Source organism: Pseudomonas sp. 910_23 (assembly GCF_052850795.1).
Genome location: NZ_VXCZ01000006.1, coordinates 110,575 through 131,281, shown reverse-complemented (window position 1 = coordinate 131,281; position 20,707 = coordinate 110,575). Strand labels below are relative to the sequence as shown.

Sequence of the window (20,707 nt, the reverse complement as noted above, 5' to 3'; positions counted from 1 at the left end):
CTGTCATCTTTTCCGTGCATGCTCGTTTTCCTCAAGCAGTGGATTACACAAAAGGTAGAACTTTCTGCTTTGAGCACGGGTCACTTGAATGTCAGCCTCTTCGTGACATTTTTGTTTTTCGAACCTTTTTCGAATGATTGAGTGGTGATCGAGATGGAAAGTATCCACCTATTGCTCAGTGAAGCACTGAGCCCTTATCAGGTTACGCTGACCACTTCTGGTGTGCGGGAAGACTGCCTGGTAACCGTAAAGAATCCCGGCGGCGCGATTGTGGTCGAGCGCGACGTCGATCGCGCGCAATTGTCCGACAAGCGTGCGCTGGTGGATGTCGCGGATTGCCTGCTTCGCGACGTGAAAATCGCCGAAGGGCGCCTGGAACCCTCGGTCATTGCTGCCTTGCGCAATGCTGCCCAAACCCGTGGCGGCGCACTCGCATGAAACATTATTTTTCTTCGGAACCTTCCTACGCGGCGGTCAGTCAGAGTCCGTAACAGCAAGAGCAATCATTGTGCTCCGGTGTTTGTCGCTTGCTGTGCGTGCCTTTTTAAGGCCACGTTTAACCCCGAGTTGTCTCCCCACTGCTCGGGGTTTCTTTTTGCCAGCGATTCTCAGATCGCGCCATTTTCACGCAGACGCGCAATAGCTGCCGCGTCGTAGCCCAGGGCATTGAGCAGCACATTGTTGTGTTCACCCAGCTGCGGGCCCACCCATTCACAACTGCCCGGTGTATCCGAAAGCTTGGGTACGATGCCCGGCATCTTGAAGTCCTTGCCGTCCGGGAGCTGAGCCTTGAGGAACATCTCTCGGGCCAGAAATTGCGGGTCGCCCAGCATGTCTTCGGCGCTGTAGATACGGCTGGCGGGTACTTCAGCCTTGTTCAGTTGCTCAATCACCTGCTCCAGCGGCAGCGAGTTGACCCAGCGGTCGATCACGCCATACAGCTCGTCGCGGCGGCTGTCGCGCCCATCGTTGCTGGCCAATTGCGGGTCGTTCGCCAAGTCGTCACGGCCGATGGCCGCCATAAAGCGCTTGAAGATTGCATCGCCATTGGCGCCGATCTGCACATGCTTGCCGTCGGCGCTGGTGTGGATCGAAGACGGTGTAATGCCGGGCATGATGTTGCCGGTACGCTCGCGAATAAATCCGAACACATCGAACTCGGGGATCATGCTTTCCATCATGGCGAAGATGGCTTCGTACAGCGCCACATCCACCACTTGGCCCAAGCCGCCGTTGACCTCGCGATGACGCAGCGCCATCAGCGCGCCGATCACCGCCCACAGCGCGGCAATCGAGTCGCCGATGGAGATCCCGGTGCGCACCGGCGGGCGGTCTTCGAAGCCGGTGATATAGCGCAAGCCGCCCATGGATTCACCCACGGCACCAAATCCTGGCTGATCCTTCATCGGCCCGGTCTGGCCGAAGCCCGAGAGGCGCACCATCACCAGCTTGGGGTTTAGAGCGTGCAGGGTTTCCCAGCTCAGGCCGAGTTTTTCCAGCACGCCGGGGCGGAAGTTCTCGATCAGGATGTCGGCGTCGGCCAATAGTTTTTTGAGGATTGCCAGGCCGTCGGGGTGCTTGAGGTTGAGGGTCAGCGACTGCTTGTTACGGGCCTGTACGAACCACCACAGCGAGGTGCCTTCATACAGCTTGCGCCATTTGCGCAGCGGGTCGCCGCCGTCCGGGGATTCGACCTTGATTACCTCGGCACCGAATTCAGCGCAAATGCGTGAGGCAAACGGGCCGGCGATCAGGGTGCCCAGTTCGATGACTTTCAGGCCGGCAAGTGGTTTGGCATTGAGCGACATGGGGATCCTTACAAGCGCGGGACGATGGTGTCCTGCTTTTTAACATAGGCGAGCCGCCCGGATGCAGCGCAGTATTCGTTGAATGACCTCGCCATCGGTTAGACTGGCCGCCTTTCCTTGTCTTTAGAAGCCCGTTCATGGCCCAGCCGTCCACGACCTACAAGTTCGAACTCAACCTCACCGACCTCGACCGCTCGGTGTACGAGAGTGTCAAACAGACCATTGCCCGCCACCCTTCGGAAACCGAAGAGCGCATGACCGTGCGCCTGCTGGCCTACGCCCTCTGGTACAACGAGCAGTTGGCGTTCGGGCGTGGCCTGTCGGATGTAGACGAACCGGCCCTGTGGGAAAAAAGCCTGGATGATCGGGTCCTGCACTGGATCGAAGTCGGCCAGCCGGATGCCGATCGCCTGACCTGGTGCTCGCGCCGCACCGAGCGCACCAGCCTGCTGGCCTATGGCAGCCTGCGTGTGTGGGAAGGCAAGGTAGTGCCGGTGGCCAACAACCTGAAGAACGTGCACATCGCTGCCGTGCCCCAGGAAGTGTTGGAGACCCTGGCCAAGGACATGCCCCGGGTGATCAAGTGGGATGTGATGATCAGCGAAGGTACGATTTTCGTGACCGACGACCGTGGCCAGCATGAAGTGCAACTGCAATGGCTGGTTGGCGAGCGCGGTTGAAAAGGTGGGAGCTGGCTTGCCTGCGATGCATACCACTCGGTACATCAGACACACCGAGTGGATGCCATCGCAGGCAAGCCAGCTCCCACACTTGATCTTTGTTGCGTTCAATATCTGTGTTTAACCGATGTATTAGAAGAGAAGCGCCCGTCACCCCATGCGTATCGATCCCCGCCCATTGCCCGCCGTCCTGCCTTTTCTCGGTGAATTGCCGCCGCTGTTGACCCGTCTCTATGCCGCGCGCGGGGTGCAATCGGAAGCTGAGCTGGACAAGAGCCTGGCGCGGTTGATTCCCTACCAGCAGCTCAAAGGGATCGACGCGGCGGTGGACTTGCTGGTGACCGCCCTGGAGCAGCGCCAACGCATCCTGATCGTTGGTGACTTCGACGCCGATGGCGCCACGGCGAGCACCGTAGGTACCCTGGGCCTGCGCTTGCTTGGGGCGGCCCATGTCGATTACCTGGTGCCCAACCGTTTCGAGTACGGCTACGGCCTGACGCCGGAAATCGTCGCGGTGGCGTTGCAGCGCGAGCCCCAGTTGCTGATTACCGTGGACAACGGCATCTCCAGCGTCGAAGGCGTGGCGGCGGCGAAAGCGGCGGGGCTGAAGGTGCTGGTCACCGACCACCACTTGCCCGGCGATGAACTGCCGGCCGCCGACGCCATCGTCAATCCGAACCAGCCGGGCTGCACGTTTCCCAGCAAGGCCCTGGCCGGTGTCGGCGTGATCTTCTACGTGTTGATGGCCCTGCGCGCGCGGTTACGCAGCCTGGGTTGGTATGACAACAAACCCCAGCCGAACATCGGTGAACTGCTTGATCTGGTGGCGTTGGGCAGCGTCGCCGACGTGGTGCCGCTGGACGCCAACAATCGCATCCTTGTTCATCAAGGCCTGGAGCGCATTCGTGCCGGTCGGGCGCGGCCTGGCATCAAGGCGATCCTGGAAGTGGCCAAGCGCGACCACGCTCGCATCACCTCCACCGACCTGGGGTTTATCCTCGGCCCGCGGCTGAACGCGGCCGGGCGCCTGGATGACATGAGCCTGGGCATCGAATGCCTGCTCACCACCGACGCTGGCGCCGCACGGGAAATGGCCGCGCAACTGGACGGCATGAACCAGGACCGTAAATCCATTGAACAAGGCATGCAGCGCGAGGCCCTGGCCCAGCTCAAGGACTTGCCGGTGGAGTCGATGCCGTACGGTTTGTGCCTGTTCGACCCGGAGTGGCACCAGGGGGTGATCGGCATCCTCGCGTCGCGCATGAAAGAACGTTACTTCCGCCCGACCATTGCCTTTGCTGACGCGGGCGACGGCCTGCTCAAGGGTTCTGGGCGTTCGGTGCAAGGCTTTCATATCCGCGATGCGCTGGCGGTTGTTGCAAGCCAGCATCCCAACCTGATCAGCAAGTACGGCGGTCACGCCATGGCCGCCGGGTTGACCCTGCCCGAGGCGAACTTCCCGCTGTTTGCGCAAGCCTTTGATGCCGAAGTGCGTCGGCAGCTGCGTGAAGAGGACCTCACCGGCCGCCTGCTCTCCGACGGCACCTTGGCCGTGGAAGAGTTCCACCTGGAGCTGGCCCGCGCCCTGCGCCATGCCGGCCCATGGGGGCAGCACTTTCCGGAGCCGTTGTTTCACGGTGTGTTCCAGTTGGTGGAGCAGCGGGTAGTAGGGGAGCGGCACCTGAAGGTGGTGCTCAAGAGCGAATGCGGGTCAGTGAAGCTTGATGGCATCGCCTTCGGCGTGGACCGCGAGGTGTGGCCGAACCCGACGGTGCGTTGGGTGGAGTTGGCTTACAAGCTGGATGTGAATGAGTTTCGTGGCAATGAGACTGTGCAGCTGATGATTGCCCACATCGAACCACGTTAGATATTCCTGACAATGCAAGACAAATGTGGGAGGGGGCTTGCTCCCGATAGCGGTGCATCAGTCACTAAATCATTGGCTGACATTCAGCTATCGGGAGCAAGCCCCCTCCCACATTGGGTCCTGTGTGCAGCCTGGAGCTACTCGGCTTTGGCCTGGTGCTTGACGATAATATCCACCAAGCGCTTGGCCAGCGCCGGGTAGTTCTCATCGAAGTGATGCCCGCCCGGCAGCTTCATGGCTTCGCCCACTGCGGTCTTGTCGGTGCAGCCACTCTCGTCGACTTCCTCTGCACCATAGATGCACACGACCTTCTCAGGTGGCAGCTTGGCCATTTCCGGGCCGGTGGCGGCTTCTTTGCCGGCGTTGCCCAGCCAACCTTCCACTTCGATTTCAAAGCTGCCGGTGCGCGCAAATGCCAACAGGATGATCGCATCGACGCGCTGCTGTTCGTTTTCCGGCATACGGTTGTAAATGGCCGGCAGTACATCGGCGCCGAACGAATAACCGGTCAGCACGAAGCGCTTGGTGCCCCACTTCTGCCGATAGTGTTGCATCAGCTCGGTGAGGTCCTTGGCGCTTTGCTCCGGGCTCTTGTGCTGCCAGTAGTAGCGCAGTGTGTCGATGCCGACCACCGGGTAGCCGATCTTCGCCATCTCGCCGGCCACATCGCGGTCCAGGTCACGCCAGCCGCCGTCACCGGAGAGGAACAGGGTCACGGTGTCTTTGGCCTGCCCGGCAGGAACTTCCACCACGGGAATCGCCAGGCCACCGTTGTCCGAACCGACCAGTTGCTTGCGCAGCTCGTTGTTCAGCACTTGCGGGTAATGAATGTCGTAGTCGCTGATGCTGGTGGTGGCACGCGGCGTGTCACGTACGAAGCTGGCGCTTTCATCGTCGGGATTGTCGTTCCACGCCACCAGCCAGTTGCCGTGGGCAGAGGTCGTGGGCAGCGGGTCGTTGCAGCCTTCCTGTTTCAGGGCAAAGCCGACGGAGATCGCGTTAGCCTTGTCATCATTCTGAGTGGCCAGCCAGCGCCAGGCGAGCGCAGCGCCAGGGCCGATGCCGCTGACCAGGGTCGCCGGGCCTTTGAGCTGGGCCAGGGCGCCTTGCAGCGCTTGTTCCTGCAGCTTGCAGTCATCCTTAGGCAGGATCACCTGAACGATTTGCGCCGCGCCGCCCTGGCTCAGGGCAACCAGTTGGCTGTCGGTCAGCGCTTCATCGGCCATCACGGCCACGGCCACGCGGGCTTTGGCGGCGCTGGCGGGGGTAACGCGGGTCATTACCGAGCCATCGGCCTGGGGCAATTGCTCCAGGGTCGGTTGCGGGGCAGGGCGGTTCCAGTACCAAAAGCCACCCGCCACGACCAGCGCGAGCAGCACTACAAAGGCCAATACATACCGCCAGGAGCGTCGAATCATCAGCGTTTCACCAATCCAGTCAAGCCGCCCGCGATCAGGGCGGCGGTATCGGCCAGTGCCACCAGCGGATCAAGTCCTGCGGGCACGGCCATGTAACGGGGTTCCCAGTCGGGCTGGAACTTGTCTTTGAAGCGGCGCAAACCTTGGAAGTTATACAGTTGCTCGCCACGGCGGAACACCATCGAGCCCAGGCGCTGGGTCAGCGGTGCGCCACGGCGCGGTTGCAAGCCCGACAGCGGCACCATACCGAGGCTGAAGCGGGCGTAGCCGTGGTTCTTATAATGTTGAATCAGGCCCACCATCATGAATTCCATCGTGAGCTTGGGCGCGTCGGGGTGGGCGCGCATCAGGTCAAGGCTGGCCAGGTCATGATTGTAGGTCTCGAGCAGGTTGGCGAAGGCTACCGGGCGCCCTTCGAAGCGAATGATCGCGATACGGAAGTGCTTGAGGTAGTCGTCGCTGAAACGGCCCAGGGAGAAGCCTTTTTCCCGCACATTCTTACCTGTAAGCCAGGCATCGGAGATGACTTTTAATTCATCCATCGGCGCCTGGCCCGGTTCGAAGATTTCCAGGGACAAGCCGTCCCGGGTGCCACGGTTCCAGGTGTAGCGCAAATCCTTCATCTCTTTGCCCTTGGCTTCCAGGTCAAAGCGTTTCAGGTCGACGCGGGCTTCTTCGCCCAGCTTGATCGCGGTGAGGCCGATGTCCATGTAGTACGGCAGGTTCTCGGCGCGTACCTGGTAGAACACCGGTCTTGCGTGGTGGATATCGCACAGGTCACGGAACTGCCAGATCATCTCGGCGCGCGGCTGGGTCGGGCCGATCGGGTCGTACAAGGCCACCAGGCTGCGCCCGCGACGGGCGTACATCAGGAAGGCTTCATCGTTGGGGTGAAACAGCAGCGCCTTGTCGCCGGTCAGCGCCAGGCCGCCGTCGGGTTGGGACGAGGCCATCAGGATCTTGCTGGCGCGCTCCAGTTCTTCCGGGGTGGGCAAGTGGATGACCGGGCGCGCCGTGCGCAGCAGCCAGGTCAGCGATACGATCACCAGCAGCACCGCAGCGCCCAGCAACGAGCGCAAACCGCGAGGGGCGTTGGCGTCGAGGGTGAACTGCCACCACAGTTGATGGCTGTAAGGCACATCCTGATAGGCGAACAACAGCAGCCAGATCGAAGCGCCGAGTACACAGACACTGGCCACCAGGTAAAGCGGCGAAAACGGCAGCTCGGTCAAGCGGCTGGCGCGGTAGAACGAGCGGCGAAAGATCGCCAGCAGCACCGCGGTCATGGTCATCAGGCTGGCTTCTTCCCAGTCGAAGCCCTTGAGCAACGAGAGCAGGGCGCCGACCAGCAGCAGCACCATGGTCAGCATCCAGGCCGCCGACAAACGTCGACGCAGGCCCTGGGCGAGCAACAGGCACAACACGCCGATCAGGCTGGCACCGAAGTGCGAGGCGTCAATCAGGCGGTGGGGAATCAGGAAGCCGATGTTTTCCAGGCGTGAGTCGATCTCTGGCGTGGCGCCGGAAAACAGCAGGACCACGCCGGACAAAAAAACCAGGACGGCCAATACCGGCGCTGCCAGCCCCGACGCCACCCGCAGGCTTTGCTGGGTCTGGAACAGGCGCTGGGCCTCGTTGACCAGCAGGAACACACAGGCGATCAGCAGCGGCAATACCACGTAGATCATCCGGTACAGCAGCAAGGCGGCAGCCAGGGGCGCGGCACCGAGTTTGTCGGCGAAGGCCGCCAGCAGGATCGCTTCGAATACACCCACGCCCCCCGGCACATGGCTGAGCACACCGGCGGCCAGTGCCAGCAGGTACACCAGCAGGAACGGGCCGAAGGGCGGTGCTTCCGGCAACAGCATATAAAGGACGGCAGCGGCAGCGGCTACGTCGAGGGCGGTGATGATCAACTGCAGGAAGGTCAGGCGGCGGCCCGGCAGGCGCAGGGTGCGACGCCCGGCCTTGACCAGCAGGTTATCGGGGTAGGGCTGTTCCGGCAGGCGACGACGATAGATGCCGATGCACAGCATGGCCGACAACACCAACACGGCGCCGGAAATCCCCCCGAGCAGGCTTTGCGGTAAATGCAGGTAAGTCGAAGCCGCCGGCAAATTGCTCAGCGTGGCCAATGCGGCCAGTGGCGGCAGGGCACAGCCCAGGGCCAGGCTGGCGAACACGGTCATGTGCGCCACTTCCGATGCGCCGATGCCGTGGCGTGCATATAAACGGTAGCGCACCGAACCGCCCGAGAGCATCGACAAGCCAATGGCGTTGCCGATGGCAAAGGCGGTGAAGCCACCCAGGGCCAGGGTCTTGGCGGGTAACTTCACGCCGGCATAGCGTGCGCCGGAAAATTCATAACCAAGCAGGATAATGAAACCTGCGACTGCCGCTGCAAACGCACCGAGCAAGGCTGGCTTGGGCACTTCCAGAATCGAATCGTGGAGTGCATAGAGGTCCAGTTCCAGCAGCAGGTGTCGGCAGGCGATCAGGGCGATTGCAAACAGCAGCAGCGTTACGGCCAGGCCAATGGGCTGGCGATACTTGCTCAACAAATCCAGCCATCGCAAGCGGGTCGGCGTGATCGGTTGTTCTGCTGTGACGGTGTCTTGTGGTTCAGACGAGTTGGCGCGCATCAATCACCTCGTGGATTGTGCGCGACAGGATGGGGGTATCCGGCCAAGTTACCAATCCCTATGGACAAAATAATTACAAATATTAACGCGGATCACCGGGGTCGGCGACTGCGGCCATTGGTCGTAGAGGGTAGCGCTTGAGCATTGAGCCTAGCGTGCAATGAGATGGACTCTACAAACCGACTACGGTTTCATGAAAGATGCCATGCCATTGTTTCAGAAGAACTTTTTCGTCGGATACAAAAAAGGCCACTCTTTCGAGTAGCCTTTTTTGATGTTTGGTTGCGGGAGCCGGATTTGAACCGACGACCTTCGGGTTATGAGCCCGACGAGCTACCAGACTGCTCCATCCCGCGTCTGTGGGCGGCATTCTACAGCCAAGCGGCGAGGTGTCAACCGTTAATGAGCCGATGGACCAAATAAGCGCGAATTATTCTGAAATCAAAGTGTTGGCGGTGTTTTCAGGCGCAGCGGGAGAAAACACGCGAGCACAAAAAAGGCCACTCTTTCGAGTAGCCTTTTTTGATGTTTGGTTGCGGGAGCCGGATTTGAACCGACGACCTTCGGGTTATGAGCCCGACGAGCTACCAGACTGCTCCATCCCGCGTCTGTGTGTCGGCATTCTACAGAGGAACGCGAGTGTGTCAACCTGTAAATCAAACAAAAGCGCTTGTGGTTCAATCGGTTAGCTCTCCAAGGCGGGGTCATGAAGCGCTTCGGGCCAGTCAGGCTGAGGCTTTCAGCTCTATCGGAAGGCTGAATTCGATTGAGAAAATAAATTCATCGGGGAAACTTCCTACCACTTGGAAGGAAGAATCAAACTACTGGTGCTATATACAGGGGTGAATGCGATACTGGCCACCCGTTGGTTCACACCCCGTTTATATGACGCAGCGCAAAATCATCCACGTCGACTGTGATTGCTTCTACGCCGCCATCGAGATGCGTGACGACCCGAGCCTGGCGCAAAAGCCCTTGGCTGTGGGCGGCTCGGCGGACCGGCGGGGGGTTATCGCTACCTGCAACTACGAAGCGCGTGCGTATGGAGTTCGTTCTGCGATGTCGTCGCGCCACGCCTTGAAGCTGTGCCCCGACCTGACCATCGTCAAGCCGCGCATGGATGCCTATAAAGAAGCATCGAAGGAAATCCAGACGATCTTTCGCGACTACACCGACTTGATCGAGCCGTTGTCGCTGGATGAAGCCTACCTCGACGTCTCCGACAGCCCGCATTTTGGCGGCAGCGCCACGCGTATTGCCCAGGACATCCGTCGGCGGGTCTCCAACCAGCTGCATATCACCGTGTCTGCCGGGGTGGCGCCGAACAAGTTCCTGGCCAAGATCGCCAGCGACTGGAAGAAACCCAACGGCCTGTTCGTGATTACCCCGGACCAGGTCGAAGACTTTGTCTCGCAGCTGCGGGTCAGCAAGCTGCACGGCGTTGGCAAGGTCACCGCCGATAAGCTCGCGCGCCTGGGCATCGAAGACTGCTTGCAGCTGCGCGAGTGGAACAAACTGGCGCTGGTGCGCGAATTCGGCAGTTTTGGCGAACGACTCTGGAGCCTGGCCCGTGGGATTGATGATCGCGTGGTGCAAAACGACAGTCGTCGACAGTCCATCAGTGTGGAAAATACCTACGATGTGGACTTGCCGGATCTTTCAAGCTGCCTGGCTAAACTTCCTGAATTGATGGAAACCCTCGCGGGGCGTATGGCGCGCATCGACAGCAGCTACCGGGCGGGCAAGCCGTTCGTCAAAGTGAAGTTTCATGACTTTACCCAGACGACGCTGGAGCAGGCGGGGGCAGGGCGGGATCTGGAGAGTTATCAGCAGTTGCTGACCCAGGCGTTTAATCGCGGGGGCAAGCCGGTGCGTTTGTTGGGGATTGGGGTGCGGTTGCTGGACCTGAGCGGCGGAAACGAACAGCTCGAGTTCTCCTGGTAGAAACCGGGATTAAAGAGTGTGGGAGACTCAAGTGTGGGAGGGGGCTTGCTCCCGATTGCGGTGTGTCAGTCAGTACATCTGACACTGATACACCGCAATCGGGAGCAAGCCCCCTCCCACATTTGATCTCCAACAGGCTGCAGATTTCAGCGTGCGCCAGGATCTGCGACCAACCGCCCCGCATCCTTGGTCAGTGCCTGCACAAACTCCTGCTGCAATTCCGGATCATTGCGGGTCAGCTCGATCAGGCTTTGTTCCAGTTCGCTGGCTTCTTCTTCCAGGCCCAGTTCCGACAGGCGCTTGACGCGGTGCACCCATTGGTTCACTTCGTCATCTTCCAGGTCGTCGTAGATCAGGCCATGGGCTTCCAGCAATTTGCCGCGCAGGGAGTTGCTGACCGCCAGGGTCGAGTCTGTGTGCACATCGTCCTGACCATCTGCCACGCTGATCTTCAAGGTGGTGACACGGTTCAGGTCCTGCTCGGCAAACGGGCTGTCCAACAGGTTCAGGCGCAGGATGCCGTTGCGGTCGGTGGTCAGCTCATGGGTCTGCTTGCCGGCAGTGACTTGTACCGGGCGCTCGCTCCACGGCAGGCTCGAATACTCCAGGCGCTTGTCGCGCTGGACTTCATCGATAGCTGCCAGGTTCTGTTGCGCACGGCCATGGGATTGCACGTTCATGAACGGGTTGATGCCGTCCACGCCATAGCTCAGCCAGTCTCGCGTCACACTCGTGGGCAGGTTGCCGAGGGCGAAGATATTCGCCACGTTGGCACCCACGCCCGCGACCAACGCCACGGCACCCAGCGGCATCTCATAGAGTTTGCGCCAGGGCTGGTAGGGCGTGTAGCGATCGTAACGACGGGTGACTTCGAATTCGGTGACCTCGAAGGTCTTCTGCTCATGAATGCGAACCCGGCGTTGCGGCAGCTCCAGCACTTTGGGTTCGCCTACATCGATCTGCAGGCTGTGATCGAGCAATTTACGCTCGACCCGCTCCTCGTGCTCACTGCGTTGCGACATCTGATTGGCGCAGCCGCTGACCAGCAGGGCGCCGCACAAGGCGGCGCCCCCCAGGGCTTTGGTGTTTCGCTTGAACATGACTTCTCTTGATCTGGTTTTCAGCGACGAATACGCGCCTGAAGGAAAGACAGCACGTCAGCCACCGGCAACGGTTGGGCTTGCGCTTCGGTCCGGCTCTTGTATTCCAGATTGCCATCGGCCAGGCCACGGTCACTGACCACGATCCGGTGCGGGATGCCAATCAGTTCCATGTCGGCGAACTTGATGCCCGGGCTGGTTTTCTTGTCCCGGTCATCGAGCAGCACTTCAAAACCGGCAGCGGTCAGTTCAGCGTACAGCTTGTCGGTGGCTTCGCGTACTTGCTCGGTTTCATAGCGCAACGGCACCAGGGCCACCTGGAACGGCGCCAAAGCGTCACTCCAGATGATGCCTTTCTCGTCGTTGTTCTGCTCGATGGCAGCGGCGACCACGCGGGAAACACCAATGCCGTAGCAGCCCATGTCCAGGGTGATCGGTTTGCCGTTCTCGCCCAGCACTTCGCACTTCATCGCCTTGCTGTACTTGTTGCCCAGCTGGAAGATGTGCCCGACTTCGATGCCGCGCTTGATTTCCAGGGTGCCCTTGCCATCCGGGCTTGGGTCACCGGCTACGACGTTGCGCAGGTCGGCCACGGTCGGAACCGGCAGGTCACGCTCCCAGTTCACGCCGAAGTAGTGCTTGTCGTCGATGTTCGCGCCGATACCGAAGTCGCTCATCAGCTCGACGGAACGGTCGATGATGATCGGCAGCGGCAGGTTCAGCGGGCCGAGGGAACCGGCACCGGCACCAATGGCGTCGCGCAGTTCGGCATCGGTGGCCATGACCAGCGGGCTGGCTACGCCTGGCTGGTTGGCGGCCTTGATTTCGTTGAGCTCGTGGTCGCCACGGATCACCAGGGCGATCAGCTTGCCTTCTTCTTCAGCACGCACGATCAGGGTCTTGATGGTCTTTTCAATCGGCAGATTGAATTTCTCCACCAGAGCCGCGATGGTTTTGGTGTCCGGCGTGTCGACCAGGCGCAGCTCCTCGGTGGGAGCAGGGCGCGAGGTTTCACGTGGTATGGCTTCGGCCTTCTCGATGTTCGCCGCGTAGTCGGAACCGTTGCTGAACACGATATCGTCTTCACCGGATTCGGCCAGCACGTGGAATTCGTGGGAGCCTGCACCGCCGATGGAGCCGTTGTCCGCTTCAACCGGGCGGAACTTCAGGCCCAGGCGCGTGAATACATTGCAGTAGGCCTGGTGCATGCGGTCGTAGGTCGCTTGCAGGGAAGCCTGGTCGGCGTGGAACGAATAGGCGTCCTTCATGATGAATTCGCGACCACGCATCAAGCCGAAGCGCGGGCGGATTTCATCGCGGAATTTGGTCTGGATCTGATACAGGTTCAGCGGCAACTGTTTATAGCTGCTCAACTCGTTGCGCATCAGGTCGGTGATGACTTCTTCATGGGTCGGGCCGGCGCAGAAATCGCGGCCATGACGGTCCTTGAAGCGCAGCAACTCAGGGCCGTACTCTTCCCAGCGCCCGGATTCCTGCCACAACTCAGCCGGTTGGGTGCTCGGCATCAACACTTCCAGAGAGCCGGCAGCGTTCATTTCTTCGCGAACGATGGCTTCGACCTTGCGCATCACCTTCAAGCCCATGGGCAACCAGGTGTACAGGCCCGAGGCCAGTTTGCGGATCATGCCGGCGCGCAGCATCAGCTGATGGCTGATCACAACCGCGTCGGAAGGCGTTTCTTTCTGTGTGGCGAGCAAATATTGACTGGTACGCATGGTAGGCCGTTGTCGGTTGCTTGGACTTGAAATGACTTGGGATTGTACGGGCGGTTGCTGCAGGAGTACAGGCGTGAGGTGGCGGGGCGTATCTGTCGTAACCGTCGCTTGTGTGGGAGCTGGCTTGCCTGCGATAGCGGCGTTGGGTTCACCATCGCTATCGCAGGCAAGCCAGCTCCCACATTGACCGAGTCGTATCAGTCTTCCTGCGGCGGATTCAACCGGGCGCGCCGGTTCTCCTGGAACCAGTGCAATGCAATCAGGAGCAGCGTCGGCACCCCCAGCAGGCAGGTGATCATAAAGAAGTTGTGATAACCGAACTTCTCCACCATCACCCCCGAATACCCGCCGATCAGGCGTGGCAGCAACAGCATGATCGAGCTGAGCAACGCATATTGGGTAGCGGAGAACTTGAGGTTGGTCAGGCTCGACAGATACGCCACGAACGCCGAGGTGGCCATGCCCGAACTGAAGTTGTCCAGGGAAATGGTGACGATCAGCATCTGCAGGTCGGGGCCCATGTCGGCGAGCATCACGAACAAAAGGTTGGTGCCGGCCGAGGCCACGCCACCGATGAACAGGATCGGCAGGATCCCGAACCGCACAATCAACAGGCCGCCCATGCCGGCGCCGAGCAGGGTCATGATCAAGCCGAAGATCTTGCTCACTCCGGCGATCTGGTCCTTGGTGAAACCCTGGTCGATATAGAACACGTTGGCCATCACGCCCATCACCGTGTCGGACATGCGATACGTGGCAATCAGCCCGAGCAGCAGCAGCGCCTGCCAGCGATAGCGCAGGATAAAGTCGTTGACCGGCGTCAGCACCGGCGCCAGGCCCCGACGGCCCATGGCCGAAAGGCACAGGGTGGTGAGGATGATATAAAGGATGGCGCGCAGGAACGCGCGGTCTTCCATCAGCAGTTCCCACAGGCTCACGCCCTGGAACAGCACGCTGGCGAAGTCGGTGTTGTACAGCTGGGTGAACATCGCCGGCACCGAGACCAACAGCACGATCAGCACAAACACCGACACCAACTGGTGCATGAAACTGTAGCGGCCGGCCTGCAACTGGGTGCGCAGTGGCACATCAGGTTCACGCATGAGAAAGGTGGTGAGCAACGCCGGCACCATCAACACGCCGAACAGCACATAGGTGCCGGTCCAGGCCGAGTGTTTATAGTTGAAGCCGGTGGAGCCAAAGCCTTCGGCAAAGAACAGCGCGCCGGCGGTGGCCAGCAGGGCAGCGATGCGGTAGCCGGACATGTAGCTCGCGGCCAGGGCGGCCTGGCGGCTGTCGTCGGCGATTTCCAGGCGGTAGGCATCCACGGCGATATCTTGGGTGGCCGACGCGAAGGCGACGATCACCGCGATGGCGATCAACCAGGACAGGTGTTTTTGCGGGTCACAAAAACCCATGCCGATCAATCCGAGGATCACCAGCGATTGGGCCAGCACCAGCCAGGAGCGACGACGCCCCAGTTTACCGAGCAACGGCAAGCGCCATTGATCGAGCAGCGGCGACCAGACCCATTTAAAGGCGTAGGCCAGGCCGATCAGGCTTGCATAGCCGATGGTCTCGCGAGCCACACCGGCTTCACGCAGCCACACTGAAAGCGTCGAGAACACCAACATGTAAGGCATGCCGGCGGCGAAGCCGAGCAACAACAGCACTAATGTCGAGGGGCTGGCATAGGCGGCGAGCGCGGCGCGCCAGGTTTTACGGGGCATGGGCTGGAGTCTGCCTCAGGTTTGCGGAAACAAAGCGCGCACTCTAACCGCTGTGCTCTACCGGACGCCAGCCATGGCGCTGAATATCAACACGATTGTTCAAGATAGTGACGCCTTCGCTACGCAAACGCGCACGTTGTTCGTCGCCTGAGGCGCTGCCCGCCGGCAGACTTATCCTACCACCGGCGCCCAACACCCGATGCCAGGGTAATCGGGTGTCTTCGGGCAACTGGCTCAGGGTGCGCCCGACCCATCGGGCGGCACGGCCCAGACCCGCCAGGTGAGCCAGCTCGCCGTAGCTCACCACACAGCCTTCGGGCACTTGCGACAAGGTCAGGTACAGCGCGGTACGCCGCATTTCGGCGGGGCTTTGCGGCGTATCGGCAGGTGGCTTCACTATGGGGATATCCGTTGAGATCGTCGCGGTTTTGTCAGAAACGTCTGTAAACATGACGATGAGCATTGAACTCAATATAAATCCTTGAGTCAGTTCTAGCCATGTAACACTATAACGCCCCTATTTTTTGCCACCCCTGAGCCCCGTATCTGCTTATGTTGTCCAGAACCCTGTTGTGCCTTGCTGTTTTCAGTGCTTCCACGCCCTTGCTCGCCGATACCGTCTGGTTGAAAAACGGCGACCGGCTGACCGGCAAGATCAAAGTCTTCGACGGTGGCAAACTGCTGATCCAAACCACCTACGCAGGCTCGATCCCGGTGGACTGGAAGCAGGTCAAGACCCTGGAAAGCGATCAGGAGTTGCTGGTCAAGCAGGACGCCTACAGCGGCGAAAAGGCCAAGTCGTTGCAGGCGTCAGATGACGGCAAGGTGGTGCTGGCCAATGGCGAGGCACCCAAGACGGTCGACCTGGCAAGCATCCAACAGATCATGAAGCCCAAGCCAGTGATCGAAGACCTGGTGTGGAAGGGCAACGTCGACCTGGCGCTGGACTACAAGCGTGCCGACAAAGACACCAACGACTACGACATCGACTTCAAGACCTCGGCCCGTCATGGCCAATGGCGTCATACGGGCAAGGGCGAATACAACCGCGAGTTCCAGGACGACGTTACCACCACCGATAACTGGGCGCTGGAGTACAACCTGGACCGCTTCATCACCGAGCACTGGTTCTGGCAGGGCCGCCTGACCTACAAGCGCGACAAGGTCGAAGACCTGGCCCGTCAGCGCGTTGTCGGTACCGGCCCGGGCTATCAGTTCTGGGACGATGAACTGGGCGCGTTCTCCCTCGGTTCGCTGGTCAACCGCACCGATTACGAATACGCCGACGGCGGCAAGGACAACTTCTATTCCCTGGCCATGAAGTGGAACTACAACCGCTACCTGGTGGGCAAGACTGTCGAGTTCTTTACCAACGGCGAATTGGGCAAACCCCTTGCCGGGCCGTCCGAGTATTCCCTGGATGCGGAAATGGGCCTGCGCTACAAGGTTACCGAGTGGGCCTCGCTCAACTTGAAGGCCGAGCGCAACGAGGTCAGCGGCAGTTCCGAGAGCAGCCTGAGCAAGACTCGCTACACCGCAGGCTTTGGTGTGGCCTGGTAAAAGCAGCGTCGGCCACTCTGGCAACCTGCGCGGATATTGATTACCTTGTGTTGAGATCCATTCCCATATGCCATGGGCGACGGAACACCCGAGGAGTCATACGTTGAGCGCGCACGTTGCCAAGAACGCCCGAGAGCTGTTGCTCAAGGAATACCGTGGGGCTTTGGCCACACAGTCAAAAGCCATGCCCGGTTTTCCCTTCGGCTCGGTCGTGCCCTACTGCCTCGATGAGCAGGGCCGTCCGCTGATCCTGATCAGCCGCATCGCCCAGCACACCCATAACCTGCAAAAAGACCCCAAGTGCTCATTGCTGGTGGGTGAGCGCGAGGCTGATGATGTGCAGGCCGTGGGGCGTCTGACCTACCTGGCCGAGGCCGAGAAACTGGAAGACGGCGCGGCCATTGAAGCGGCCGCCGAGCGTTACTACCGCTACTTCCCCGATTCGGCCAACTACCACAAGGCCCACGATTTCGATTTCTGGGTGCTCAAGCCGGTGCGCCACCGTTATATCGGTGGGTTTGGCGCGATTCACTGGGTCGACCAGTTGACCCTGGCCAATCCGTTTGCAGGCAAGGCCGAGCGCAGCATGATCGAGCACATGAACAGCGATCACACCAAGGCCATCGCCCATTACGTCGACCTCAGCGGTTTGCCGACTGGCGAGCCTGCGCAGTTGGCCGGCATCGACAGCGAAGGCATGCACCTGCGTATTGGCCAAAGCTTGCATTGGTTGCCTTTCGAGACGCCTTGCAACACACCGACACAAGTACGCGAAGCCCTGGTTTCATTGGCTCACGCCGAGGTGTGGCCGAAAAAAACCACTGCCGACGCTTGAATTCACACAATGGCGACGTCATCTAAGGTGGACTGGCAAGGCATTCTTGCGTTGAGGAACCATTTGATGCGCCCTTTTTTATTGCTCTTTCTGCTGTTCCCGGTGTTGGAGCTGTTTGTATTCGTCAAAGTCAGCGGTGCGATCGGGTTTTTCCCGGCGCTGCTGCTGATCATCGCAGGCTCCATGCTCGGCGTCCTGGTGCTGCGCGTGGCCGGCCTGGCCACGGCGTTGCGTGCCCGTGAAAGCCTGAACCGCGGCGAACTGCCGGCCCAGACCATGCTTGAGGGCCTGATGATGGCCCTGGCCGGTGGCCTGCTGATCCTGCCGGGCTTTATCAGCGACGTGCTCGGCCTGGTCCTGCTGCTGCCGTTTACCCGCAAACTGCTGGCCGGCAAGATGCGCCAGCGCGCCGAAGAAGCGGCGATTCGCCAACGCGCGTTTGCCGACGACCTGCAACCCCGTGGCGGCCCGGCCCCGCGTCAACCGCTGGGGCGTGAAGGCGACGTGATCGAAGGCGAGTTCGAACACCGCGACAACAAATAACTGCTTCACTGGCACGGCACCTTCGGGTGCCGTGTTGCATTGGCCCGGGGAGCGATCTGAGAAAAAATTTCCTCCCGGCCCCCTTGTAATAAGCGTATGCGCCCTTATGTAACGGTCACCGCAAGGTTTCTGGTGGTGACATCAGACAGACTTCCGCGTCTCGCCCAGCGAGCCGCGACCGGCACCGCCGGAATTTAACCCGCCGGAATTGATACCGGCCGATGAAAAACACAATTAGGAGAGATCGACAATGAAGCTTCGTCCTCTGCACGACCGCGTCGTAATCCGTCGCAGCGAAGAAGAAAAGAAAACCGCTGGCGGGATCGTTCTGCCAGGTTCGGCTGCTGAAAAAGCCAACCACGGTGTGATCGTCGCTGCTGGCCCAGGCAAGACCCTGGAGAACGGTGATGTACGCGCACTGGCCGTGAAAGTGGGTGACAAGGTTGTTTTCGGCCCTTACTCCGGCAGCAACACTGTGAAAGTCGACGGCGAAGACCTGCTGGTCATGGCTGAGAACGAAATTCTCGCCGTACTGGAAGACTGATTTCCTCGCTCATTTTCCCGTTACTACAAAGTATTTAAGGAATATCGATCATGGCTGCTAAAGAAGTTAAATTCGGCGACTCCGCCCGCAAGAAAATGCTCACCGGTGTCAACGTCCTGGCTGACGCAGTAAAAGCGACCCTGGGCCCGAAAGGCCGTAACGTGATCATCGAGAAGAGCTTCGGCGCTCCGACCATCACCAAGGACGGCGTTTCCGTCGCCAAAGAAATCGAACTGGAAGACCGTTTCGAGAACATGGGCGCGCAGCTGGTCAAAGACGTTGCCTCCCGTGCCAACGACGACGCAGGCGACGGCACCACCACCGCTACCGTACTGGCTCAGGCGATCGTCAACGAGGGCTACAAGGCCGTCGCTGCCGGCATGAACCCTATGGACCTCAAGCGTGGCATCGACAAGGCGACCATCGCCATCGTTGCCGAGCTGAAAAACCTGTCCAAGCCATGCGCCGACACCAAGGCCATCGCTCAGGTAGGCACCATCTCCGCCAACTCCGACAGCTCCATCGGTGACATCATTGCCGAAGCCATGGAAAAAGTCGGTAAAGAAGGCGTGATCACCGTTGAAGAAGGCTCGGGCCTGGAAAACGAACTGTCGGTTGTAGAAGGCATGCAGTTCGACCGTGGCTACCTGTCTCCGTACTTCGTCAACAAGCCAGAGACCATGGTTGCCGAGCTGGACAACCCGCTGATCCTGCTGGTTGACAAGAAGATCTCCAACATTCGCGAAATGCTGCCAGTACTGGAAGCCGTTGCCAAAGCCGGCCGCCCATTGCTGATCGTTTCCGAAGACGTTGAAGGCGAAGCCCTGGCGACCCTGGTTGTGAACAACATGCGTGGCATCGTCAAGGTTGCAGCCGTCAAGGCTCCAGGCTTCGGCGACCGTCGCAAGGCCATGCTGCAGGACATCGCCGTATTGACTGGCGGTACCGTTATCTCCGAAGAGATCGGCCTGAGCCTGGAAAGCGCCACCCTGGAAAACCTGGGTAGCGCCAAGCGCGTGACCATCTCCAAGGAAAACACCATCATCGTTGACGGTGCTGGCGTTGAAGGCGACATCGAGTCCCGTATCGCGCAGATCCGTGCACAGGTTGCCGAAACCTCCTCGGACTACGACCGTGAAAAACTGCAAGAGCGTCTGGCCAAGCTGTCCGGCGGCGTTGCAGTGATCAAGGTTGGCGCTGGCTCCGAAGTTGAAATGAAAGAGAAGAAGGCCCGCGTTGAAGACGCCCTGCACGCAACCCGTGCAGCCGTTGAAGAAGGCGTGGTACCTGGCGGTGGCGTTGCGCTGATCCGTGCTCTGGAAGCCCTGACCAACCTGACCGGCGACAATGCCGATCAGAACGTTGGTATCGCTGTGCTGCGTCGTGCCGTTGAAGCACCGCTGCGTCAGATCGCTGCCAACTCCGGCGACGAGCCAAGCGTTGTGGTTAACGAAGTCAAGAACGGCAAAGGTAACTACGGTTACAACGCTGCGACTGGCGTCTATGGCGACATGATCGAAATGGGCATCCTGGACCCTACCAAGGTGACCCGTTCCGCGCTGCAAGCGGCAGCCTCCATCGGTGGCCTGATCCTGACTACCGAAGCTGCCATCGCTGACAAGCCGAAGGCTGAAGGCGCAGCTGGCGGCGGTATGCCAGATATGGGCGGCATGGGTGGCATGGGCGGCATGATGTAAGCCAGCCTTACCCGGCGCTATAAAAAGCCCCGCCTGCAGTGATGCAGGCGGGGCTTTTTTGTGAGCGGCTGTATCTACTCAACTTCGGTATGACACTGGACCTGTGGCGAGGGAGCTTGCTCCCGCTGGCGGCCTGACAGCCGACGCCTATCTACCTGACACACCGCGATCCCAATGTGGGAGGGGGCTTGCTCCCGATGGCGGCCTGCCAGCCGACACAGTTATACCGAGTACATATCCATTCCTGCGGTAACGGCCACTTAGGGTTCCGCCCTGACGGCGGCTCACTTTGCAAAAGCGGCAAAGTAAGCAAAACGCTCTTGCCCCACCACTCGGCACCTCGCCTAGGCTCGGTGTGCCCGTAATCCGACAGCGATTTGGGGGGCCGCCGCCACGCGCCATCCATGGCGCGGGGCGGCTAAACCGGCATCCCTGCCGGTTTACCCCCCAAATCCCTGTCGAATTCCGGCCAGCGTGGTTTAACGGGGCGCCTAAGATCAAGATCAAAAGCAGATCAAGATCAAGAGCGGCTCGCTTCGCATCGTGGTTACCGTTGGCTTTCGCAGGCAAGCCCGCTCCTACACGGAATCTTCGTTGCGTTGA

General features: G+C 60.2%; 16 protein-coding genes and 2 tRNA genes. 9 read left to right on the top strand and 9 right to left on the bottom strand.

The window, feature by feature from the left end; all coding sequences use genetic code 11:
• Positions 1-153 precede the first annotated feature (153 nt).
• Entirely contained in the window at positions 154-438 is a 285-nt protein-coding gene (locus FW800_RS09190) for a DUF3509 domain-containing protein (protein ID WP_032803962.1), read from the top strand.
• A gap of 170 nt (positions 439-608) precedes the next feature.
• Here the strand turns inward: FW800_RS09190 and FW800_RS09185 are convergent, their stop codons facing one another.
• Complete coding sequence (locus FW800_RS09185) at positions 609-1,808, bottom strand: CaiB/BaiF CoA transferase family protein (protein WP_446437464.1); 1,200 nt, start codon at positions 1,806-1,808, stop codon at positions 609-611.
• Positions 1,809-1,945: 137 nt separating this feature from the next.
• Between FW800_RS09185 and FW800_RS09180 the strand changes: the two genes are divergently transcribed.
• A complete protein-coding gene (locus tag FW800_RS09180) occupies positions 1,946-2,488 on the top strand; it encodes a YaeQ family protein (protein ID WP_003193952.1) in 543 nt (180 codons plus the stop codon).
• 157 nt (positions 2,489-2,645) lie between these two features.
• Positions 2,646-4,355: a single-stranded-DNA-specific exonuclease RecJ gene (gene recJ, locus FW800_RS09175; RefSeq protein ID WP_005791065.1), complete on the top strand. Its 1,710-nt coding sequence runs from the start codon at positions 2,646-2,648 to the stop codon at positions 4,353-4,355.
• A gap of 137 nt (positions 4,356-4,492) precedes the next feature.
• Here the strand turns inward: recJ and FW800_RS09170 are convergent, their stop codons facing one another.
• The 4 genes from FW800_RS09170 to FW800_RS09155 form a co-directional block, all read right to left on the bottom strand.
• Positions 4,493-5,773, bottom strand: coding sequence for a virulence factor family protein (locus tag FW800_RS09170; protein ID WP_103734883.1), 1,281 nt, complete (start codon positions 5,771-5,773; stop codon positions 4,493-4,495).
• A complete protein-coding gene (mprF, locus tag FW800_RS09165; RefSeq protein WP_005791060.1) occupies positions 5,773-8,415 on the bottom strand; it encodes a bifunctional lysylphosphatidylglycerol flippase/synthetase MprF in 2,643 nt (880 codons plus the stop codon). The genes FW800_RS09170 and mprF overlap by 1 nt, the downstream gene beginning before the upstream one ends.
• A 279-nt stretch (positions 8,416-8,694) precedes the next feature.
• Positions 8,695-8,771, bottom strand: a tRNA-Met gene (locus FW800_RS09160).
• Positions 8,772-8,945: 174 nt separating this feature from the next.
• A tRNA-Met gene (locus FW800_RS09155) sits at positions 8,946-9,022 on the bottom strand.
• Positions 9,023-9,300: 278 nt separating this feature from the next.
• Here FW800_RS09155 and dinB point away from each other — a divergent pair.
• Positions 9,301-10,359 carry a DNA polymerase IV gene (dinB, locus tag FW800_RS09150; RefSeq protein ID WP_005791058.1) on the top strand — a complete coding sequence of 353 codons (1,059 nt, stop codon included), beginning with the start codon at positions 9,301-9,303 and terminating at the stop codon, positions 10,357-10,359.
• A gap of 146 nt (positions 10,360-10,505) precedes the next feature.
• Here dinB and FW800_RS09145 read toward each other — a convergent pair whose 3' ends face one another.
• From FW800_RS09145 to FW800_RS09130, 4 genes are all read right to left on the bottom strand, one after another.
• Entirely contained in the window at positions 10,506-11,459 is a 954-nt protein-coding gene (locus FW800_RS09145; RefSeq protein ID WP_005791056.1) for a hypothetical protein, read from the bottom strand.
• Positions 11,460-11,479: 20 nt separating this feature from the next.
• Entirely contained in the window at positions 11,480-13,195 is a 1,716-nt protein-coding gene (locus FW800_RS09140; RefSeq protein WP_005791054.1) for a proline--tRNA ligase, read from the bottom strand.
• Positions 13,196-13,392: 197 nt separating this feature from the next.
• Complete coding sequence (locus FW800_RS09135) at positions 13,393-14,925, bottom strand: AmpG family muropeptide MFS transporter (RefSeq protein WP_005791052.1); 1,533 nt, start codon at positions 14,923-14,925, stop codon at positions 13,393-13,395.
• A 43-nt stretch (positions 14,926-14,968) separates the two neighbouring features.
• Positions 14,969-15,283, bottom strand: a complete 315-nt coding sequence (locus FW800_RS09130; RefSeq protein ID WP_050549437.1) for an MGMT family protein — start codon at positions 15,281-15,283, stop codon at positions 14,969-14,971.
• Between the two features lie 194 nt (positions 15,284-15,477).
• On the opposite strand from FW800_RS09130, the gene FW800_RS09125 reads away from it, so the two are divergent.
• The 5 genes from FW800_RS09125 to groL all read left to right on the top strand — a co-directional run bounded on the left by FW800_RS09125 (position 15,478) and on the right by groL (position 20,104).
• Positions 15,478-16,485 carry a DUF481 domain-containing protein gene (locus FW800_RS09125; RefSeq protein ID WP_032879652.1) on the top strand — a complete coding sequence of 336 codons (1,008 nt, stop codon included), beginning with the start codon at positions 15,478-15,480 and terminating at the stop codon, positions 16,483-16,485.
• 103 nt (positions 16,486-16,588) lie between these two features.
• Entirely contained in the window at positions 16,589-17,320 is a 732-nt protein-coding gene (locus tag FW800_RS09120; RefSeq protein ID WP_446437463.1) for a HugZ family pyridoxamine 5'-phosphate oxidase, read from the top strand.
• Positions 17,321-17,386: 66 nt separating this feature from the next.
• Positions 17,387-17,863 (top strand): FxsA family protein, encoded by a 477-nt coding sequence (locus FW800_RS09115; protein WP_032879654.1) that lies wholly within the window; start codon positions 17,387-17,389, stop codon positions 17,861-17,863.
• A gap of 250 nt (positions 17,864-18,113) precedes the next feature.
• Positions 18,114-18,407 carry a co-chaperone GroES gene (locus FW800_RS09110; RefSeq protein ID WP_003193940.1) on the top strand — a complete coding sequence of 98 codons (294 nt, stop codon included), beginning with the start codon at positions 18,114-18,116 and terminating at the stop codon, positions 18,405-18,407.
• A gap of 50 nt (positions 18,408-18,457) precedes the next feature.
• Positions 18,458-20,104, top strand: coding sequence for a chaperonin GroEL (gene groL, locus FW800_RS09105; RefSeq protein WP_005791041.1), 1,647 nt, complete (start codon positions 18,458-18,460; stop codon positions 20,102-20,104).
• The last annotated feature ends 603 nt before the right edge of the window (positions 20,105-20,707 follow it).

Excerpts from the sequence above, each read along its gene's own strand:
- FW800_RS09190 (WP_032803962.1), top strand. The coding sequence starts at position 154 with ATGGAAAGTATCCACCTATTGCTCAGTGAAGCACTGAGCCCTTATCAG.
- FW800_RS09185 (WP_446437464.1), bottom strand. The coding sequence starts at position 1,808 with ATGTCGCTCAATGCCAAACCACTTGCCGGCCTGAAAGTCATCGAACTG.
- FW800_RS09180 (WP_003193952.1), top strand. The coding sequence starts at position 1,946 with ATGGCCCAGCCGTCCACGACCTACAAGTTCGAACTCAACCTCACCGAC.
- recJ (WP_005791065.1), top strand. The coding sequence starts at position 2,646 with ATGCGTATCGATCCCCGCCCATTGCCCGCCGTCCTGCCTTTTCTCGGT.
- FW800_RS09170 (WP_103734883.1), bottom strand. The coding sequence starts at position 5,773 with ATGATTCGACGCTCCTGGCGGTATGTATTGGCCTTTGTAGTGCTGCTC.
- mprF (WP_005791060.1), bottom strand. The coding sequence starts at position 8,415 with ATGCGCGCCAACTCGTCTGAACCACAAGACACCGTCACAGCAGAACAA.
- dinB (WP_005791058.1), top strand. The coding sequence starts at position 9,301 with ATGACGCAGCGCAAAATCATCCACGTCGACTGTGATTGCTTCTACGCC.
- FW800_RS09145 (WP_005791056.1), bottom strand. The coding sequence starts at position 11,459 with ATGTTCAAGCGAAACACCAAAGCCCTGGGGGGCGCCGCCTTGTGCGGC.
- FW800_RS09140 (WP_005791054.1), bottom strand. The coding sequence starts at position 13,195 with ATGCGTACCAGTCAATATTTGCTCGCCACACAGAAAGAAACGCCTTCC.
- FW800_RS09135 (WP_005791052.1), bottom strand. The coding sequence starts at position 14,925 with ATGCCCCGTAAAACCTGGCGCGCCGCGCTCGCCGCCTATGCCAGCCCC.
- FW800_RS09130 (WP_050549437.1), bottom strand. The coding sequence starts at position 15,283 with ATGCGGCGTACCGCGCTGTACCTGACCTTGTCGCAAGTGCCCGAAGGC.
- FW800_RS09125 (WP_032879652.1), top strand. The coding sequence starts at position 15,478 with ATGTTGTCCAGAACCCTGTTGTGCCTTGCTGTTTTCAGTGCTTCCACG.
- FW800_RS09115 (WP_032879654.1), top strand. The coding sequence starts at position 17,387 with ATGCGCCCTTTTTTATTGCTCTTTCTGCTGTTCCCGGTGTTGGAGCTG.
- FW800_RS09110 (WP_003193940.1), top strand. The coding sequence starts at position 18,114 with ATGAAGCTTCGTCCTCTGCACGACCGCGTCGTAATCCGTCGCAGCGAA.
- groL (WP_005791041.1), top strand. The coding sequence starts at position 18,458 with ATGGCTGCTAAAGAAGTTAAATTCGGCGACTCCGCCCGCAAGAAAATG.